18 protein-coding genes are annotated in these 18,108 nt (G+C 60.7%); all 18 read left to right on the forward strand.

Annotated features, from left to right (window positions below):
* Window positions 1–611 precede the first annotated feature (611 nt).
* The 18 genes from BRO63_RS22465 (at window position 612) to BRO63_RS22555 (ending at window position 18,106) form a co-directional block, all read left to right on the forward strand.
* On the forward strand, window positions 612–944 hold the full coding sequence (locus BRO63_RS22465; RefSeq protein ID WP_088141922.1) for an HNH endonuclease signature motif containing protein: 333 nt from the start codon (window positions 612–614) through the stop codon (window positions 942–944).
* Window positions 945–1,319: 375 nt separating this feature from the next.
* Window positions 1,320–1,859: a terminase small subunit gene (locus tag BRO63_RS22470; RefSeq protein WP_088141923.1), complete on the forward strand. Its 540-nt coding sequence runs from the start codon at window positions 1,320–1,322 to the stop codon at window positions 1,857–1,859.
* 3 nt (window positions 1,860–1,862) lie between these two features.
* Entirely contained in the window at window positions 1,863–3,572 is a 1,710-nt protein-coding gene (locus tag BRO63_RS22475; protein WP_088141924.1) for a terminase large subunit, read from the forward strand.
* 11 nt (window positions 3,573–3,583) lie between these two features.
* Complete coding sequence (locus BRO63_RS22480) at window positions 3,584–4,828, forward strand: phage portal protein (protein ID WP_256943386.1); 1,245 nt, start codon at window positions 3,584–3,586, stop codon at window positions 4,826–4,828.
* Entirely contained in the window at window positions 4,806–5,657 is an 852-nt protein-coding gene (locus BRO63_RS22485) for a head maturation protease, ClpP-related (protein WP_088141925.1), read from the forward strand. The genes BRO63_RS22480 and BRO63_RS22485 overlap by 23 nt, the downstream gene beginning before the upstream one ends.
* Before the next feature lie 4 nt (window positions 5,658–5,661).
* A complete protein-coding gene (locus BRO63_RS22490) occupies window positions 5,662–6,834 on the forward strand; it encodes a phage major capsid protein (RefSeq protein WP_088141926.1) in 1,173 nt (390 codons plus the stop codon).
* Between the two features lie 45 nt (window positions 6,835–6,879).
* On the forward strand, window positions 6,880–7,131 hold the full coding sequence (locus tag BRO63_RS22495) for a hypothetical protein (protein ID WP_088141927.1): 252 nt from the start codon (window positions 6,880–6,882) through the stop codon (window positions 7,129–7,131).
* A gap of 2 nt (window positions 7,132–7,133) precedes the next feature.
* Window positions 7,134–7,610, forward strand: coding sequence for a phage gp6-like head-tail connector protein (locus BRO63_RS22500; protein ID WP_088141928.1), 477 nt, complete (start codon window positions 7,134–7,136; stop codon window positions 7,608–7,610).
* Window positions 7,607–7,960 (forward strand): head-tail adaptor protein, encoded by a 354-nt coding sequence (locus tag BRO63_RS22505; RefSeq protein ID WP_013394653.1) that lies wholly within the window; start codon window positions 7,607–7,609, stop codon window positions 7,958–7,960. Before BRO63_RS22500 ends, BRO63_RS22505 begins: the two co-directional genes overlap by 4 nt.
* A complete protein-coding gene (locus BRO63_RS22510; protein WP_088141929.1) occupies window positions 7,953–8,447 on the forward strand; it encodes an HK97 gp10 family phage protein in 495 nt (164 codons plus the stop codon). The genes BRO63_RS22505 and BRO63_RS22510 overlap by 8 nt, the downstream gene beginning before the upstream one ends.
* Window positions 8,437–8,796, forward strand: coding sequence for a DUF3168 domain-containing protein (locus BRO63_RS22515; RefSeq protein WP_088141930.1), 360 nt, complete (start codon window positions 8,437–8,439; stop codon window positions 8,794–8,796). Before BRO63_RS22510 ends, BRO63_RS22515 begins: the two co-directional genes overlap by 11 nt.
* 136 nt (window positions 8,797–8,932) lie before the next feature.
* The gene (locus BRO63_RS22520; RefSeq protein WP_179215186.1) at window positions 8,933–9,511 is read left to right on the forward strand and encodes a phage tail protein; all 579 of its coding nucleotides are present in this window, start codon (window positions 8,933–8,935) and stop codon (window positions 9,509–9,511) included.
* Between the two features lie 2 nt (window positions 9,512–9,513).
* The gene (locus BRO63_RS22525; protein ID WP_088141932.1) at window positions 9,514–9,825 is read left to right on the forward strand and encodes a phage tail assembly chaperone; all 312 of its coding nucleotides are present in this window, start codon (window positions 9,514–9,516) and stop codon (window positions 9,823–9,825) included.
* An 8-nt stretch (window positions 9,826–9,833) separates the two neighbouring features.
* Window positions 9,834–10,139: a DUF1799 domain-containing protein gene (locus tag BRO63_RS22530; protein ID WP_088141933.1), complete on the forward strand. Its 306-nt coding sequence runs from the start codon at window positions 9,834–9,836 to the stop codon at window positions 10,137–10,139.
* 2 nt (window positions 10,140–10,141) lie between these two features.
* The gene (locus BRO63_RS22535; protein WP_088141934.1) at window positions 10,142–12,934 is read left to right on the forward strand and encodes a phage tail tape measure protein; all 2,793 of its coding nucleotides are present in this window, start codon (window positions 10,142–10,144) and stop codon (window positions 12,932–12,934) included.
* Between the two features lie 417 nt (window positions 12,935–13,351).
* Window positions 13,352–13,888 (forward strand): DUF1833 family protein, encoded by a 537-nt coding sequence (locus BRO63_RS22545; protein ID WP_088141936.1) that lies wholly within the window; start codon window positions 13,352–13,354, stop codon window positions 13,886–13,888.
* Entirely contained in the window at window positions 13,885–14,274 is a 390-nt protein-coding gene (locus BRO63_RS22550) for an NlpC/P60 family protein (protein ID WP_088141937.1), read from the forward strand. Before BRO63_RS22545 ends, BRO63_RS22550 begins: the two co-directional genes overlap by 4 nt.
* The gene (locus tag BRO63_RS22555; protein WP_088141938.1) at window positions 14,267–18,106 is read left to right on the forward strand and encodes a host specificity factor TipJ family phage tail protein; all 3,840 of its coding nucleotides are present in this window, start codon (window positions 14,267–14,269) and stop codon (window positions 18,104–18,106) included. Before BRO63_RS22550 ends, BRO63_RS22555 begins: the two co-directional genes overlap by 8 nt.
* Window positions 18,107–18,108: the final 2 nt, after the last annotated feature.

Here is an 18,108-nt window from a genome sequence, read left to right on the forward strand (position 1 = left end):
TTTTCTCTTTTTTTCTTGGTAAGTTGCTTCGAATGAATTCGGCGCCGCGAGTGAGTGGGGCACCTTTACTCCTCTACGCTAGTTTCTCCATGTTTGGCGAAACTCCTGATCGAACCACATTTCGGCGACGTCCATGGGGGACATCACTGAACGGAACCGAAGTAGCTCTGGATGGGATTGTTCGAGCCAAGCTCGGAATTCAGAGAACAGTAAATTCTGATTGGGAGCGCCGTCGTGGTGGGTGCGCTTCCATTGGTGGCATAACTGTCGAATGGCGCGTTCGCACTCAGATTTTTTCAATGTCGCCTCGATTTTGGTAGTGGTCCAGGGGGAATGGTTATGTCGCGAGAATTGGCCGCGAGCGCAAGACGAGACATTCAGCAGGCCAGGCGTGCGGGCGTTGATCAGGAGTTTTGCGTGGCCGCGCAACAGGCTCTTGAAGATTGTAGCAATATGTATCGACGTAGCCTACGAGGATTGTTAGAGGTCGAGTCGGGCATACGGCCAGAGCGCCGAGCGTATTACATGGCTCAATACGTATTCCGCGTGGATGCAATTGCGGCAGTGGCACGCTCCTACGCCGCGCGAGTTCGGGCTGTGAGAGCTCGGACATGAAGCTCAAGACACTCAAGCCGCGTTTGGCTGTCAGTGGCTCCCGGCTGGCCGCTGCGCCCACACCCAGCGCCAAGCGCATGACGGGGCGCAAGCTGCAAGAGCGTCGGTTGCGCGTCTGGTCTGCTGACCCGTACTGTGCGCATTGCCGGACGCTGACCATCTACCCGTATGGGTTTGAACTGGACCACAAGGTAAGCCTGTTCGACGGCGGCGAAGACACCGACGCGAACACGCAGATTCTGTGCGTGTCACGCGATGTGAACGGGCGGAAGGCCGGATGCCATGACGCCAAGACGCGGCGGGACATGGGCTACAGGGGCAGAGAGTGATGGTGCAACAGACAGTCACGGTTTCCGTCCATATCGCGTGGTGGGTGCGTTGGTATCTCTCTGGCGTGGCTATCGCTGCCCGCATGACTGGCGCAACGCCGCATTGGGGCAAAGTGGAGCGATGATTAGGCGCGGGCTATCCGCTCGCGCCACCAGAAGGCCGTAGCGCGCTGCACTGTCACGGCGATGGTGCGGGCCTGGTGCCTATGGGATCGCGCCCTGGCCTGCCTGTGCGCGGGCCTGTTGGGCCACGACTGAGGGGGGGGGCGGGTGAAAGTCTGGCGGGTTCACCTTCCGGAAACCACCTGTTCCCTCACGCGCAGAAAATTTCCCCGTTTCGGAAAATTGTTAACCCCCTTTTGTTAACCAAAATCTATGGCATTAACCGACAAAAAGCGCCGATTCGTCGATGCGCTGCTGTCGGGTCTATCCGGTGCGAAAGCCGCTATTCATGCGGGTTACAGCGAAAACGGGGCGGCCCAAGCAGCCGCCCGACTGATGCGTGACAAGCATGTTCTGGCCGCCCTGGGGCGCAATACAGAAGTTAACAAGGGAGTTAACAAAAAGCGGGTTAACAAAAAGGCCGAATCGGCGAACGCCACCGAGCCAAATTCACCAACGAGCGGACCGCACGACACCGCCGCGGACACTGGCCCCATGGACGGAATCGGCCTGAAAGCTCTCGGGCTTACCTCGGATCCGCGTGAAGTGCTGGTGGCCATCATGAACGACGCGTTGGAAGAACCGAAGCTTCGGCTGGAGGCCGCGAAGGCGCTCATGCCCTTTACGCACGGGAAGATTGCAGAACAAGGCAAGAAGGGGGCAAAGCAGGCGGCGGCAGATAAGGCCGCTGCCGGTGGGCGATTCGCGCCGCCGCCACCTCCAACTCATCTGCGCGTTGTCGGGAAGGGGTAAGCCATGGCCTGGACGACGGCGTGCCCGGATTGGGCGGAACGCCTGCGCACGCGCGAGTCGATCATTCCGCCGCCGATCTACCCCGACCAGGCCGAATATGCGCTTGGCATCTTCAAGCAACTCAAGGTCGTGGATCTGGCCCAAGTCTATGACGAGGCCATCGGGACGTACCGACACCAGACCTTCGGGGAATGCTCCGAAGAGTGGGTATTTGACTTTGTGCGGGCAATCTTCGGCGGCTATGACGTCAACACCGGAAAGCAGCGAATCCGCGAGTATGGACTGCTGATCAGCAAGAAAAACACGAAATCGACTATTGCCGCCGGCATCATGCTGACGGCGGTGATCATCTGCTGGCGTCAGGAAGAGGAACACTTGATTCTGGCTCCGACCAAGGAGGTCGCAGACAACAGCTTCAAGCCAGCAGCTGCAATGGTTCGGGCGGATGAGGAACTGTCGGACATGTTCCACGTTCAGGACCACATCCGCACCATTACCCATCGAACGACGCGCAACAGCCTTAAGGTGGTTGCCGCCGACACGGACACGGTGTCCGGCAAGAAGTCTGGTCGCATCTTGGTCGACGAGTTGTGGCTCTTCGGCAAACGGGCTAATGCTGTGGCTATGTTCCTGGAGGCCCTTGGCGGGCAAATATCGCGTGATGAAGGCTGGGTAATTTACCTGACCACTCAGAGCGATGATCCGCCGGCCGGTGTCTTTAAGGAAAAGCTCGCCTACTGGCGGCAAGTCCGGGACGGAACGATCGACGACCCGAAGACTTTGGGCATCCTCTATGAGTTTCCGGACGACATGCTTGAGGCGAAGGCATACCTTGATCCGGCCAACTTCTATATCACCAACCCCAATATCGGCCGCTCAGTCAGCGCCGAGTGGCTGGGAGATCAACTCAAGCTGCTGTGCGCCAGGACGGATGGTGCATTCCAGCAGTTCCTGGCAAAGCACCTGAACGTTGAAATCGGCTTGAATCTTCGGTCCGACCGCTGGGCGGGTGCTGATCACTGGCAGTCGCAGGCCGATACATCTCTGCGCCGCCTGGATGACTTTTTGCGGCGGGCAGAGGTTGTGACCGGCGGCATCGACGGCGGTGGACTGGACGACTTGTTGGGCCTGGGCCTGATCGGCAGAGAGATAGGAACAGGCCGATGGTTGCATTGGGGCCGGGCTTGGGCGCATCCCTCTGTATTGGACCGTCGCAAGGAAATCGCCCCGCGTCTCCGTGATTTTGAGCAGGACAAAGACCTGGTCATCGTCAACAAGATTGGCGAAGACGTCGCGGAACTCGCCCAGATCATCAAGCGCATTTACGACGCTGGGCTCTTCCCAGAAAAGGAAGGTGTGGGCGCGGACCCGAGTGGAATCACCTTTGCCGAGGCGTTTGCTGAAGCGGAGATTCCCGAACAGCTCCTTGTCGGCGTATCGCAGGGCTGGCGCATGGGCGGCACGATCAAGACGGTCGAGCGCAAGCTCGCCGAGGGCACTTTCGTGCATGGAGGTAGGCCGATGATGGCCTGGTCGGTGAGCAATGCCCGGGTAGAACAACGCGCCAATTCGATCCTAATCACAAAGCAAGCGAGCGGGACGGCAAAGATTGATCCTCTGATGTCGCTTTTCGACGCCAGTCACCTGATGGCTCTGAATCCATCGGCCAGCGGCAAGTCCGTTTATGAGAGCCGGGGTTTGCGCTTCCTATAGGGCAAAACAAAATGAAATTTCTGGACAAGCTATTCCGGCGTGGGGTGCCGGAGGCCCAGGCACGCCCGCACGCCAGCGCGCAGGGGATTACGTTCACTGGCATAGACGATCCGGCATTCCTCGAGTTCATCCGGAACGGCCAGCGTGGCGAAGCCAGCAGGATGCTGCGGAACACTGCCGCGTTGCGCTGCCTATCGTTGGTCGGAAATGGTTTAGGCATGTTGCCGACGAACTTGTACCACTCCGGTGACGAGAAGCGCGCGGCGAAGGATCATCCGGCTTACAAGCTGCTGCGCTTCAAGCCCAACCCGTGGCAGACGCCCATGGAGTTCAAGAGCCAGATGCAATTGCTGCTTGAAACCGAGGGCAATGCATATGCCAGAATCATTCGGGCAGGGGGGCGGCCGATACATCTCGTTCCGTTCGAAAAGGGGCGAGTGCAGGGGAAGCTGACCGATGCCTGGCGCATGCAGTACCGCTGCACGACGGAGAACGGCGGCACCCTTACGCTGGATCAAGACGAAATCCTGCATGTGCGCGACCTGTCCTTAGACGGGATAGTCGGCCTATCCAAGCGCCAGCTTTCGACTGAGGTGTTCGAACTTGCCGAGCAGGCGCAGCGGGCCGCAGCGAACGTGTTCAAGACCGGTGTGATGGCTGGAGGGGCAATTGAAGTCCCCAACGCCCTTTCAGATACGGCGTATCGCCGCATGAAAGAGTCGTTGACCGCTGAATACAGCGGGGCCGAAAACGCCAATAAATGGATGATCGCGGAAGAGGGGGCCAAGGCCAACCGCTTCAGTTCCACGGCGTCGGACGCGCAGCAGATCGAGAACCGCAACCATCAGATTGAAGAGGTGGCGCGGCTGTATGGTGTGCCTCGTCCACTGCTGATGATGGACGACACCAGCTGGGGATCGGGGATCGAACAGCTAGCAATTTTCTTTGTGCAGTACACGTTGGCTCCGCGCTTCGTTGCCTGGGAGCAGGCACTTTCTCGGTCGCTCCTGACCGATCGAGAGCGCGAGACGCTGTATTTCAAATTCAACGAGCGTGCGCTCATGCGAGGCACGCTCAAAGACCAGGCGGACTATTTCGCCAAGGCACTGGGCGCTGGCGGACATCAGCCGTGGCACACGGCCAACGAAGTGCGGGACTTGGCTGAGTACCCCGCAGATCCAAATCCCAAGTTCAACACGTTGGTTGAACCATCCTCAAACCGAAAGGCAGCCAATGAGCCTAAAACAATTACCTGAGCTTCGCGCCAGCGGGCGCGGCGGGATTCAGTCCTTTGTGTTGCCCAGTGCGTTCGCCAAGTGGTCGCCCACCGTCAGCGCTGCTGCTGGCGAGTCTTCGGAAGCGACCATCAGCATCCTCGACGTGATCGGCGAAGACTGGTGGACGGGCGAGGGCGTCACCTCCAAGCGTATCGCGGGGGCGCTTCGCGCCATTGGCGACCGTGACGTGGAAGTGAACATCAACAGCCCCGGCGGGGACATGTTCGAAGGGGTGGCGATCTACAACCAGTTGCGCGAACACAAGGCGAAAGTGACCGTGAACATCCTGGGCGTGGCTGCAAGTGCTGCGTCGGTGGTCGCAATGGCTGGTGACGAGATCCGTATCGGCCGGCCTTCCTTCCTGATGATTCATAACTGCTGGTGCCTGGCAGCCGGCAATAGGCATGACTTTGCCCAACTGGCTGAGCAGATGGCGCCTTTCGATACCGCCATGGCCGACGTTTACCAGGCGCGCACAGGAATTTCCCTTGAGCGCATCCAGTCGCTGATGGACAAAGAAAGCTGGATTGGGGGGGCGGCCGCTGTCAACGAAGGCTGGGCGGATGCGCTGCTGGACGACGCCGCAATCAAGGACGGCGCCCCAGGGGCGCAGGCCGCTGCCGTTCGCCGGATCGAAGCTGCGTTGCGGTCGAGCGGGATGCCGCGAAGCGAAGCGCAACGGCTTATCTCTGATTTCAAGACTGGCCTGAGTGATTCGGCCAAAAAACCTAGCGGCCTGAGCGATTCGGCACCGCAACCCGTGGCAGCAAGTTCGCTGCAGAGTCTCCTACAAGCCATGAAGGGCTAGAAACATGACTGACGTTAACAAGACCATCGAAGAGCTGGGTAAGGCCTTTGAAGCATTCAAGGCGACCCACACGCAAGAGCTGCGAGCACTGAAGCAGGGCCAAGGGACCGCCGAGTTCCAGGCAAAACTGGACAAGATCAACAGCGACCTCGATCAGCACAGCAAAGAGATCGAAGACGCGCACACCAAGTTGGCTGCCGCCCAACACGGCACGCCGGGCTCCGGGGTCAAGGATGGTGAATACACCGGCGCCTTCAACGCGCACATGCGCAAGGGCGATGTGCAAGCGGCGCTCAATAAAGGGGTGGCGGAAGAGGGCGGGTTTCTTACGCCCGTCGAGTGGGACCGGACCATTACCGACATGCTGCGTGAAGAGTCGCCCATGCGGGAACTGGCACAGGTCCAACCGACCAGCAAAGCAGGCTGGACGAAGCTCTTTAATATGGGCGGAACCGGTTCCGGCTGGGTTGGCGAAACGGACCAGCGCCCGGAAACGGCCACGCCGAACCTCAAGGCGCTTGGCTTCGGGCATGGCGAGATCTATGCCAATCCCGCCGCGACCCAGCAGATCCTTGACGACGCTGAGATCAACCTTGACGCCTGGCTGGCGAGCGAGGTTCAGGCGGAATTCGCCGAGCAGGAAGGCGCTGCATTCATCAGTGGCGATGGCGTCAAGAAGCCGGCCGGCATTCTGACGTACGTCGAAGGCGGCACCAATGCGGCCAAGCACCCCTTTGGCGCGATCAAGGTCGTGAATAGCGGTGCCGCCGCAGATATCGGCTCGGACGCCGTGCTGGACTTGATCTACGGCCTGCCCAAGAAGTTCCGCCAGAACGCTCGCTTTCTGACCAACAACTTGACTATCGCCAAGCTGCGCAAGCTCAAGGACGGTCAGGGCAACTACCTCTGGCAACCTTCCGCGCAGGCTGGCCAGCCGGCAACGTTGCACGGCTACGGCATTGCCGAAGACGAGAACATGCCCGACGTGGCCGCTAATTCCCTGCCTATGCTGTTCGGCGACTACAAGCGCGGCTATCTCATCATCGACCGCATGGGCATTCGGGTGTTGCGTGACCCGTACACCAAGAAGCCATACGTGCTGTTCTACACGACGAAACGCGTTGGCGGCGGTGTGCAGAACCCGGAATGCTTGCGCGCCCTGAAGGTCGCAGCGTAACGAATTGGCGGGAGCGTCGGCTCCCGCCTGTCACAGGCGAAAAATATGAAGCTGATCAAAGCCATTCGCGGGGTCAAGACTGGCGAAATCTACCCGACAGACCTTGCTGCCGGGGACGAATGCCCTGAAGAACTTCTGGCGGCGGCCCGCGAGCTGGGTGCGCTGGAAGAAGACACTACCGATGCCGACGAAAAGGCGGCCTTGTTCTTGCAATTGGAAGCGGCCCAAGTCAAATACGACAAGCGCTGGGGCCTGGAAAAGCTGCGCGCCGCCTTGGCTGAAGGCAAGAAGGACTGACCATGCCGCTGCTGACGCCTGAAGAGTGCATTGCTCATTGCAACGCCGATCCGGCGGACGCCTCATTGCTGTCCGACCTGCTTGCCGCTGCCGAAAGCGTAGTGGCAGGTCATCTCAATCGCGCATTCTTTTCGGCGAAAACCGACCTCATTGCCGCGCAGGACGCTCTGCCGCAGGCTGCAGGCGATGCGCAGGACGCATATGAGGCTGCCATGGCGGCCGCGGCGGATCTAGGCAACCCGGCTGCACGGCAAATGGCAACTGCGCTTGCGACGGAGCGGTTGAAGGAAGCGAAGATCGGCTTTCAGCGCGTGCTGTTCGGCATGGTGGCGACACCTCGTGTCAGGGCCGCAGTGCGGCTGACGCTCGGCAATCTGTATGCCAACCGCGAAGAGGTGGTTGTTGGTGCAAGCGCCGCTCGGCTTCCTCAAGGGGTGCCGGAACTTCTGCGCGCCGACAGGCGGGAGATGATGCCATGAGGGCTGGGACGCTGCGCACCTGGATTCGGATCGAAAGGCGGGAAGATGGGCAAGACGACGCGGGGCAGCCGAATGGATCCTGGGTGGAAGTTGCAACAGTACCGGCAGATCCCCGCGGTCAGACCGGTATGGGCGCCATTACCCGCAATCAGGAAGACATAGGCGCGTCCATCAACGCATACAGTTTCCGGATCCGGTTCCGCCGCGGCATCGACCAGGGGATGCGCCTACTGGAGCTGTACGACGGGCAACCGGTCGGCGATCCCTTCGACATCAAGAATGTGCGGATGGACCTTGGGCGACGGCAGTGGACGGACTTGATCTGCGAGCAAGGAGGCGGCGATGGCTAAGGGTCTACAGGCGACGTTCGATACGTCCGGCTGGTCTGCGGGCTTGGATCGGCTGTTAGGACCCGCACGGGTCAGCCTGGCGCGCTCTATGGCCGTCGCTGGCGGCGAGGTGCTGCGGGATGAAGCCAAGGCGCGGGTGAATACGCACAACGGGGTTCTGGGCGCCGCCATCTACCTTGCCTTCCGGGAACGGTACTCGACAGATCAGGAGGTCCAGTACGCAGTCACCTGGAACAAGCGTAAGGCACCGCACGGCCACTTGGTGGAGTTCGGACACTGGCAGATCTATGCCGTAGTCCGCAAGCCGGACGGCAGCTATGTCACGGACAAGCGTCGCAGGCTGGCTACGCCGAAGTGGGTGCCCGCCTATCCGTTTCTGCGGCCGGCCTATGAAGCCGCCTCGGAGCGCGCACAGGCGGCAATGATCCAGCGCGGGCGGCAGCGTCTGCCCGAGCTTCTGGCTGGGAGAGTGAACGATGACACTTGAGTCCAAGTTGAAAGCGCTTCTGGGGCCGTTGGTCGGTGGGCGCGCGTATCCGGATGTCACGCCGGACAAGCCGGAGTTCCCGCTGATCATTTACCAGGGCGCGGGCGGGCAAGAGCGTTGGTACGTCGACGGCAAGCGCCGCGAGAAGCGGCACCAGCGCTTGCAGGTGTTTGTCTGGGCTACGACGCGGGCGCAGGCGAGCTCTATCGCCGACCAGATCGGCACCGCCCTGTGCGAAAGCGACTTTCCGGCCGTGGAGCCCTACGGCTCTCCCACCAGCCTCTACGAAGAGGCAATCAAGAAGTACGGCACCCGCCAGGACTTCGGCATCTGGTTCCTTCCCTCCTGACTTTCTCCCGCTTCTATATCAAACCCGGCTCCGCGCCGGGTTTTTCATTTGAGGAAAACAAATGTCTTCCATCTTTATCAACGGATCGCAATTTCGCATTTCGACGGCACTTGCGCAGGCGGTGGCGATCACTGCGGTGACAAACGGGGTCGACCCGACCGGAACGACGACTACCCCGCCCACGGCGGGCGACGTGTTGGTGCTGTCTTCAGGCTGGCCGGCGCTGGACAACTCCGTGTTTCGCGCCTCTGGCGTCACCGCCGATGGCTTCAAGATCGAGGGCGCCGATACCACGGAACTTCGGCTGTATCCGGCCGGGCAGGGCGCTGGCATCTACCGCAAAGTGAGTGAATGGGTCAGCCTTGATCAGATCACCGACGTGCAGATCACTGGCGGCGAGCAGCAGTACCACACCTACCAGTACACCGAAGACCCGACCGGCAAGCAACAGCAAAAGCCCACGGTGAAGACCCCTCTGGTGCTGACCTACACGCACGACTACGACCGCAAGAAGCCCTGGTACAAGGCGCTCATCGCTGCCGACCGTTTGCGCCTGCCGGTGGTGCTCGAAACCACCTATCCGGACGGAAGCGTTACGTACTACTACGGCTATCCCTCCTTCCGCAAGGAAGCGACCGGCGGGCAGAACGTCAACCTGCAGAACACCTTCACGCTGTCGCTGATCGCCGACACCGTGACCTACGACGAGGTCTAAGCATGACGTTCATCATCAAAGGGAATCCCGTCATCGAAGCGACGGTGACGATCACCGGGCAGGGCCGCACTCAAAAGTTGGAGCTGGCGTTTCGCCACAAGACTGACGACGAGTACCGCGCGCTCATGGCAAAGGTCGAGAAGGGCAAGCTTTCCACGGGCGGGCTCTTGCTGGAGCTGGTCGAGCGCTGGAATGCAGACATGCCGCTGGACGAGTCGGGTGTTAATGCGCTGCGGCAGCACCAGCCAGGGGCTGACCTCGCCATCGTGCAGGCCTACAACCGCGCGCTGCAGGTCGAACTGGAAAAAAACTAAAGGCGGCGGTGGCGGCGTTCTATTGGACGCCGCCATCCGCCACTGCGCTCGCGCTGGCCGGCATTCGATCTCGGCCCGCGCTGTTTAAGAGGCCAGTTCCCGAAGTGTTACCGGAACTGGCTGATGCCTTCGCGCTCTTCATCCGCAATCAAACGCAATGGCGTGTTGGCGCGGGCGGCCCTATCGGACTGGACTACTTGGCGCTGCAAGCCGATCTGCGTTTGCGGGGTGTTCGGCGCAAACGCCAGCGGCAGGTCATGGACGTGCTGCGAATGGTTGAGCGTGCGGCCCTGGAGTTTCTACACAAGAGCTGAATATGGCACAGGAAAGCATAGGGACTGCGCGGTTAGACATTGTTGTCGATACTTCGCAGTTCGATACCGCTATTGCGACGGCGAAGCGCGGCACCAGCGACATGTCGCAATCCGCCCAGGCGGACTATGCCAGGCTGACCGCCGCCGAGCGTCGCCGAGTGGATGCCCTGGTGAACCAGGCCAATACCATCGACTACACGCGGAAGCAGCAAATTCTGTACAACGCTGCGTTGCGTGAAGTCCCCACGTCGATCCTGGACGAACTGAAATCGAAACTCACCGCGACGGGCGCGGCTGCGGCCGGCGCGGGGAAGCAACTCAACCAGTACGGGATCAGCGCCGCCCAACAGGCCGCTGCCCTGCGTGGCGTGCCTGCGCAGTTGACCGACATTGTGGTGTCGCTCCAGGGCGGGCAGCAGCCGCTGACGGTGTTGCTCCAGCAAGGCGGCCAGCTAAAGGACATGTTCGGCGGGATCGTGCCCGCGGCGCGCGCGTTGGGTGGCGCGTTAATTGGCCTAGTTAATCCGTACACCCTTGCGGCGGGCGCCGTTGCGGCTGTAGCCGCGGCGTGGGTAAAGGGATCCTCCGAAGCCGAGAACTTCCGCGAAGTGTTGATTCTGAACGGGAATGCTGCGGGCGTCACAGCGGATAACTTGGTTTTGCTGGCGCGCGGATTGGGAGAAGTCACGGGTAGCCATTCACGCGCAGTTCAGGCATTGAATGCGGTTGCCGCCTCAGGGAAGCTGTCCGGCACCGCGCTAGCTGACGTGGCGCTCATTGCTGCTGAGATGCAGCGTGCGACTGGCGTGGAGATTGAAAAGACCGTTGAGGTCTTCGCAAAGCTTGGAAAGGACCCGGTTGCCGCGGTTGTGGAACTCAACGAGCGGTATGGGATTCTGACGGGCACCATCTACGCTCAGGCCCAAGCCTTGACGGACCAAGGTCGGGCGCAGGAGGCCGTTGAGCTTGTCGCGAGGCAGGCGGCATCGGAACTCACTGGCAGAACCGCCGCGCAGAAGGAGAACCTGGGGGCGCTCGAATCGGCATGGAACAAGCTGGGCTCAGCCGCCTCTTGGGCTTGGGACAAGATGCTGGACATCGGTCGTGAGACCACGGTCGATGAGACCTTGCGGGTGGTTGAGCGTGAGATTCGCCAGCGTGCTGAGAATATTCGGATCGCCGCTGAGGCTGGCGCGACGATCAGCGATAAGGAGAGGGCTGGCCTCAAGGACGCAGAAGGGCGTCGTGATGCGCTGATCGCCCAGCGCAAAGAGGCGGAAGACGCAGCCAAAGCGCAATCGGAACTCGTCCGGATCAACCGGGAGGCGATTCAGTCTCGCGAACAAATTGCGCGCATCATTGAAGAGGGCGCATCCAAAGCGGACAAGTATCGGAAAGCGGTGGCCGATCTAGATGCGTGGATCATCAAGTCGCAAAAGGATGGCACGAAGCTCTCGGATGAGCAGATAAAGGCCGCACGCGCCGCCGTTGATCGGCAGTTCGAGGAAAAGGGCGCCAAAAAGCCTCACACGGACGATGCCGCTACTAAGCTCCTCCAGCAATACCGAGAAGCAGAGGCTTCCTTGCAGGCTCAGATCACCAGCGAAGGCAAGCTGGCAACCTGGGGACAGAAGCGCGCTGAGTTCGAACAGCAGATCGCCGACCTGAAGGACAAGAAAGTCCTGACGGCGGATCAGAAGAGTCTGCTGGCCCAGCAAGATCTGCTGCGCCGCCAGCTTGGTCTGAACGTGGCCGCCGAGAAGGAGCTACGCACCAAGCAGGAAACCGCCAAGGTCGAAGCCTTGCGCGCCAGCTTGGCCGCCACTCGGGATCTGGAGCAGCAGCAGTACGCGGATCAAGTTGACGGGGTGGGGCTGGGTGATCGCGCCCAGGAAGAGCTTCGGGCGCGCCAAGGGATCCTGAGGGACTACCAACGCCAGCAGGCGCAGTTTGATCGTTCGATGTCCTCCGGCCAGATAACGCAGGAGACCTACCAGAGCGAAACCAAGCTCCTACGGGAACACCTTCAGCTCCGGCTGTCTATGCAGCAGGAGTACTTCGACCAGGTGCGAAGTGCCCAGGCAGATTGGAAGAACGGCGCAAAGTCGGCGCTTGAAAACTATCTGAACTCGGCTTCGAACGTTGCCGATCAGACGAAGGGGCTTTTCTCGAACGCATTCCAGGGCATGGAGGATGCGATTGTCCGCTTTGCGACGACAGGGAAACTATCGTTCGCGGATTTCGCGAACTCGGTAGTCGCTGACTTGGCGAGGATCGCTACACGCCAGGCTATGGCGGGACTGATTGGGAATCTCCTCGAATCGCGGGGCGGGGGTTTCTCGTCGTCGCAGGTGGGCGGAACAATGATTGGGGACGTGTCCGAGTTGCGCAGTAGCCCGTGGGGAGTCGGAACTTCGATCGCGGGCTCGCGCGCGTCAGGCGGCCCGACTGCGGCCAATTCGCTATACCGGGTTAATGAACTTGGTCCGGAGCTCTATTCGGAGGGAGGGAGAACTTATCTCATGAGCGGTGCGGATGGGGGGTACGTGACTCCCGTTGTCTCGAATTTCGGTGGGACCTCGATGGCGGGGCGTAGCCCAGTAGTGAACATAAACATGACTGGGGCTCCATCGGAGCCTGATGTTCAAGTCCGCCAGCACACGGACGGATCACTGTCTGTCGACATGCTGTGGCGACAGATCGATAAGCGTCTCGGTGGAGCGATCAGGTCTGGGAGCAGTGAAGCCGGTCGTGCAATGCAACATAGATTTGGATTGAAACCACAGTTGGGGTGAAGCATGGAATTACCGGCATGGCCTGCGGGCCTCCCGCTGCTTGAGTTATCCCGGCAACCGGCAGATCCGTTCATACGTACGCCGATGGACAGCGGAGTAGCACGCCAGCGACGGCGATTTCGCGTTTATCCGATCACGCAGTCAGTGAGGTTTGTGCTGACGCAGGAGCAATTCGAGACGTATTCGGCCTTCGCGGAAGTTGACCTTAATGGTTGGACCGGATGGTTCATGTTGAAGATTCGAGATGGCCGCGGGGTGCGGTTTTCACGGGTGCGGTTTATCAAAGCTCCCACTGAGGCCTACGTTGGGCCGGATTGGCATTTATCCGGGCAAGTCGAAAAGCTCAACATCGATTAACAGTTCAAAAGCCACTTTCAGTGCCCGCTTCGGCGGGCATTTTCTATTTCAAGGTGCCAGATGAGTTTTGACCAGGCGGTGAAGGAGGCCTATGCGAGCGCTCCGCAGGACCGAGTGGTGTTCGACACACTGGAAGTCCTGCACTCGGCTTTCGTAGACGATGAGGGGCTTCCCACGGCGATACGGGTGGTGCTTGGCTACGAGAACATCACGGCTCGGCTGGAGGGCGATGCCCCGTTGCATGGCGGGCAGTACGTCCAATTCACCGCCGCGGCGTTCGGGTTCTCGTTGCCAGGGTTCGAAGAGGACCAAGTGCCGCAGATGAAGGTCACGCTGGATGGCGTGACGCAGAAAATCATTGCGCACCTGGAGGCGGCCGCGAGCACGCCAAGCGAGCCCATCATGATGATCTACCGGCCCTACGTTTCCACGGATCTGTCCAAGCCCGGCATGGATCCTCCCATCGTGATGGAACTGACCAACGTCAATGCCGCGGGACTGCGAGTCACCGGCACGGCCACATTGGACGACGTGCACAACGCCGCCTTCCCACGTCAAAAGTACTTGGCCAGCCGCTTCCCGGGGTTGGTTCGATGAGGCCAGACCAGGTTGGTGAATATCTGTGGAAGCCGTGGGAAGCCGGCGCGACAGGGCCGATTGCCTACGACTGTTGGGGGCTGCTGCGCGCAGTGCGCCTGGCGCACTTTGGCGGTGGCATTCCTGCATGCGTACTAGGTGATGCGGCACGCGTGCTCCATGCCGAGAAGCTGCGTTCCGGAGATTGGGAACTCGTCGCCACTCCTGTGCACGGTGATGGTGTGCTCATGCGCGAAGGCAGCGAACCACACGTGGGCATCTATCTGGACATCGACGGCGGTGGCGTGCTGCACGCCATGCGTGGCTGCGGCGTCATCTTCACTCATATGCGCGAACTTCGGGTGATGGGGTTCGGGCGCTGTCAGTTTTACCGAATCCATGCCTAAAGTTCTCTTCTGCGAAAACCCATTCCGACCGCAATTGAGCCGCGAGCTCGTGCCCGTTCGTGCCGGTACGCGTCTGGACACGATGTTGCGTTCGCGGGGCGCCGTGTCTGGCCGTGGCGCAAAGCTGGTGCGCAACCACGTGTTCGTCGTTCAGGTCAACGGGGAGTACTTACTGCAAGCCCAGTGGGGGCGGCGGATCGGGACGGCCGACGTTGTGGCAGTCTTCTACCTGCCCGGCGATGGTGGCAATGGCGGCTCCAATCCCATGCGGACGCTGCTGCAAGTGGCGTTGATGGTGGCCTCGGTGTATGTGGGCGGCATTGTCGGTGCAGCATACGGGGCTACGGCCGGATCGTTGGCCTCGGCTGGCATCATGATTGGCGGGAATCTCCTGCTGAACGCAGTCCTGCCCCCACCGACCGCCAACGTCGCGTCCGGACGAGAGCAGGCCAGCCCAACTTATGGCATCAACGCCCAGGGGAACCGTGCGCGCCTGCTTGAGGCGATCCCCGTGCTGTACGGACGTTTCCGCGTGTATCCCGACTTCGCCGCCGAGCCATACACCGAGCTGGATGGGAACCAGCAGTATCTGTACCAGCTCCTGGCTATCAGTCAGGGGGAGATTGAGATAGAGCAGCGGCTTATCGAAGATACTCCAATGGATAACTTCGGTGATGTGCGGTATGAGGTTATCCCTCCCGGCGGCAAGGTAACGCTTTTCCCAGATAACGTGGTCACGTCCAACGCCGTTCAAGGCTTGGAGCTGAAGGGGCCGAACGAGACCGGCGGCGGTGCGGTCGGACCGTTCGTCGCCAATCCGGCAGATTCGCTTGCCAACAGGATTGCCATCGATATCGCCTTCCCGGCAGGTTTGTATCGGGCCGACGACAAGGGGGACTTGGATCCTTTCACCGTGACCTGGGATGTTCAGGCGCAGGCGATCGACAACGCCGGCAATCCGGTGGGCGAGTGGTTCCTATTGGGCATGGAGTCCTATCGTGCGTCCACGGCTACCCCTCAGGCCAAGACTTATCGCTATGACGTGCCCCAAGGGCGCTACCAAGTGCGTGCCCAGCGCACGAGCAACAAGCAAATGGACACCCGGTATGGGAACGTACTGCAATGGTCCGGCATGCGTGCCTATCTGCCGCCGAGGCAGTCCTACGGCAACCTGACCATGCTGGCGGTGGTCATGCGGGCGACCAACAACCTGAACCAGTCGACGGCGCGTCGCGTCAACGTGATCGCAACGCGCAAGCTCAAGAGCTGGAATCCGGTAGATGGTTGGTCGCTTTCCACTAAGGCAACTCGTAATCCCGCCTGGGCGATTGCTGATGCGTGCACGAACAAGGAGTATGGGCGAGGGCTGGCGGACAGCCGCATCAACTTGTACGAGCTCTACCGCTTGGCGCAGGTGTGGGAAAGCCGCGGCGATGAGTTCAACGGTGTGTTCGACACGACCACCACGTTCTGGGATGCGTTGACCAAGATCGCGCGGGTGGGTCGTGCCAAGCCCATGTACTACGCCGGTGTGATCGACATCGTGCGCAATGAGCCGCGCAGTGTGCCGACGGCTATGTTCACGCCCATGAATATCGTGGCCGAGTCGTTTTCCGTGGACTATAAGTTCATGAAATCGGACAGCCCCGATCATGTGGTGGTGTCCTATATCGATGAGGAAACATGGCAGCCAGTGGATGTGCCATGTGTCCTGCCGGGAGGCACGCAGGAACGCCCCTTCACTGTCGAGCTGTTCGGCTGCACCAAACGAGAGCAGGCGTGGCGGGAAGGGATGAGTATGGCTGCGGCCAACCGCGACCAGCGCCGGTTTCCCAATCTCTCGTCCGAACTGGATGGCCTGCTGCCGAAGTATCTTGATCTGGTGGCCATCACGCACGACGTGCCGAAGTGGGGGCTGTCGGGGTTCGTGCGGGGCCACAATCCTGTTGCGCGCATTCTCACGATGTCCGAGCCATTGGAGTGGTGGGGCGGCGAGAACCATTACCTGAGTTTGCGTATGCTGGATGGCGCCGTTCGCGGGCCGTTCTTGGTGACGAAGGGAGAGGATGAGTTTTCGGCGGTCCTGGCTAATGCCTTGCCGGTGGACGTCGAAATTGCCTCCGGTGACACCGAGGAGCCTACGTATTACCAGTTTGGCCCAGGAGAAAAGCGGGCGCTCAACACGCTCGCGCTGTCTGCCACGCCGGACGAGAACGGAAGGGTAGCGCTGACGTTCGTCAACTACGCCGACTCGGTGCATACGGCCGAGCTCGGCGGCGATGTACCGCCACCGCCGCCACCGTCGCTCTTACCCAACAAGCCTGGCGCACCGGTGGTGAACGAGGTGACCGTGTTCGCCACGGCCGTTACCGGCGTTCAGCAGATTTCGTGCACGCCGGCGCGTGGCGCCACGGCCTACGAGTTCCAGGCGAGCAACGATCAGGGCACGACCTGGATGCAACTGGGTACGGTCTCTGAGCCGAGCTTGAAAGCGCAACTGTCAATGGGCGTCTGGTGGGTTCGGGCGTGCGGCATTGGCACGCTGCCTGGGCCATGGAAGACGTGGCAAGGGCAGATCAGCGCCACCATGCTGCCGCCGCCCAAGCTGACCTCGCTCACTGCGAGCGGCCAGGTGATGTGTATTGACCTGCACTGGGTATGGCCGTCTGGTATCAATCTGCGCGCGATTGAAATCTATCGGTCGTTGACCAATGACTTCACCACGGCGTCTCCTCTCGGCACGTTCAGTCACCCTCAGACCTCCCATTCGCTCACAGGGTTGCGCAACAGCCAGGAAATGTACTTCTGGGCGCGTGTCCGCGATGAGGCGGACCAGCCTGGCCCCTGGTATCCCGGTGAGTTTGGCGTGCGGGGGCAATCGACTTCCGATCCGTCGGTACTTCTGAGCTACATGGAAGGACAGATTGGCGCGGGCCAGCTCGCCCCTGGTCTGATTGAGGAAATCAAGGCAGGGGTGACCGATGACGTTCTAGAGGACATCATCGGCGACCTGTCCGGCGACGACGTACTGGACCAGAAGTGGTACGCGGGCGATGACGGTCGCAGCTTTGTCGGAACCGTTTCCACAACCTCTGTCATCAACGAAGGGGACTACCGCGAGGCCCGACGCACGATGGCGCTCGCTGCGCAGGTTAACGGCAATCTGGCGGTGATCCGTGAGGACTTGGTTGTCACTGCGAACCTGAGTGCCGTTACGGCTCAGCAGATGCTGGTGCTAAGCGGTCGGGTGGGCACGAATGAGGCCACCCTGCAGGAGACGCGCGGCATCGCAGTTGGTGCACAGAGCTCGGCTTCTGCCGCGCAGCAACTGGCCGGCAACGCTCAGATTACGGCCGATTCGGCCGGTCTGCTGGCTGAGACCACAAAGTTCGCGCTCAGCTCGACCTGGATGCTCAGGGCCCAAGTGCGCCAGGATGGACGTGTTGTGAATACGGGCGTTGCGCTGGGCGCGGCGATTGGCGAGGACGGCCAAAGCCGCAGCGAGTTCTTGGTGATGGCGGACACCGTGGCATTTCTCACTTCGTTGAATGGCAGGCTGCATACGCCTTTCGTTTTTGACGTGGTGAATGACACGGCCTATTTCGACACCGCCTATATCAAGAACGGCACTCTCGGCTCTGCGAAGTTCGTCGACAACCTTAGCTCTGATGCCGTGAATCCTTGGGGCGTGCCTGTCTTCAATCTGAACATGCGAACTGGGCTGATGTCTTTCAACGGGACGGAGGCCGATGGCTCGCGCACCGAGCTCAGCAATGGGGGCATGCGCTTCTATTACGGCAACGGCCAATTGGGTATGCGTCTGGGACTATAGCG

The organism is Achromobacter xylosoxidans, assembly GCF_002192695.1.
GTDB classification, from domain to species: Bacteria; Pseudomonadota; Gammaproteobacteria; order Burkholderiales; family Burkholderiaceae_B; genus Achromobacter; species Achromobacter xylosoxidans_C.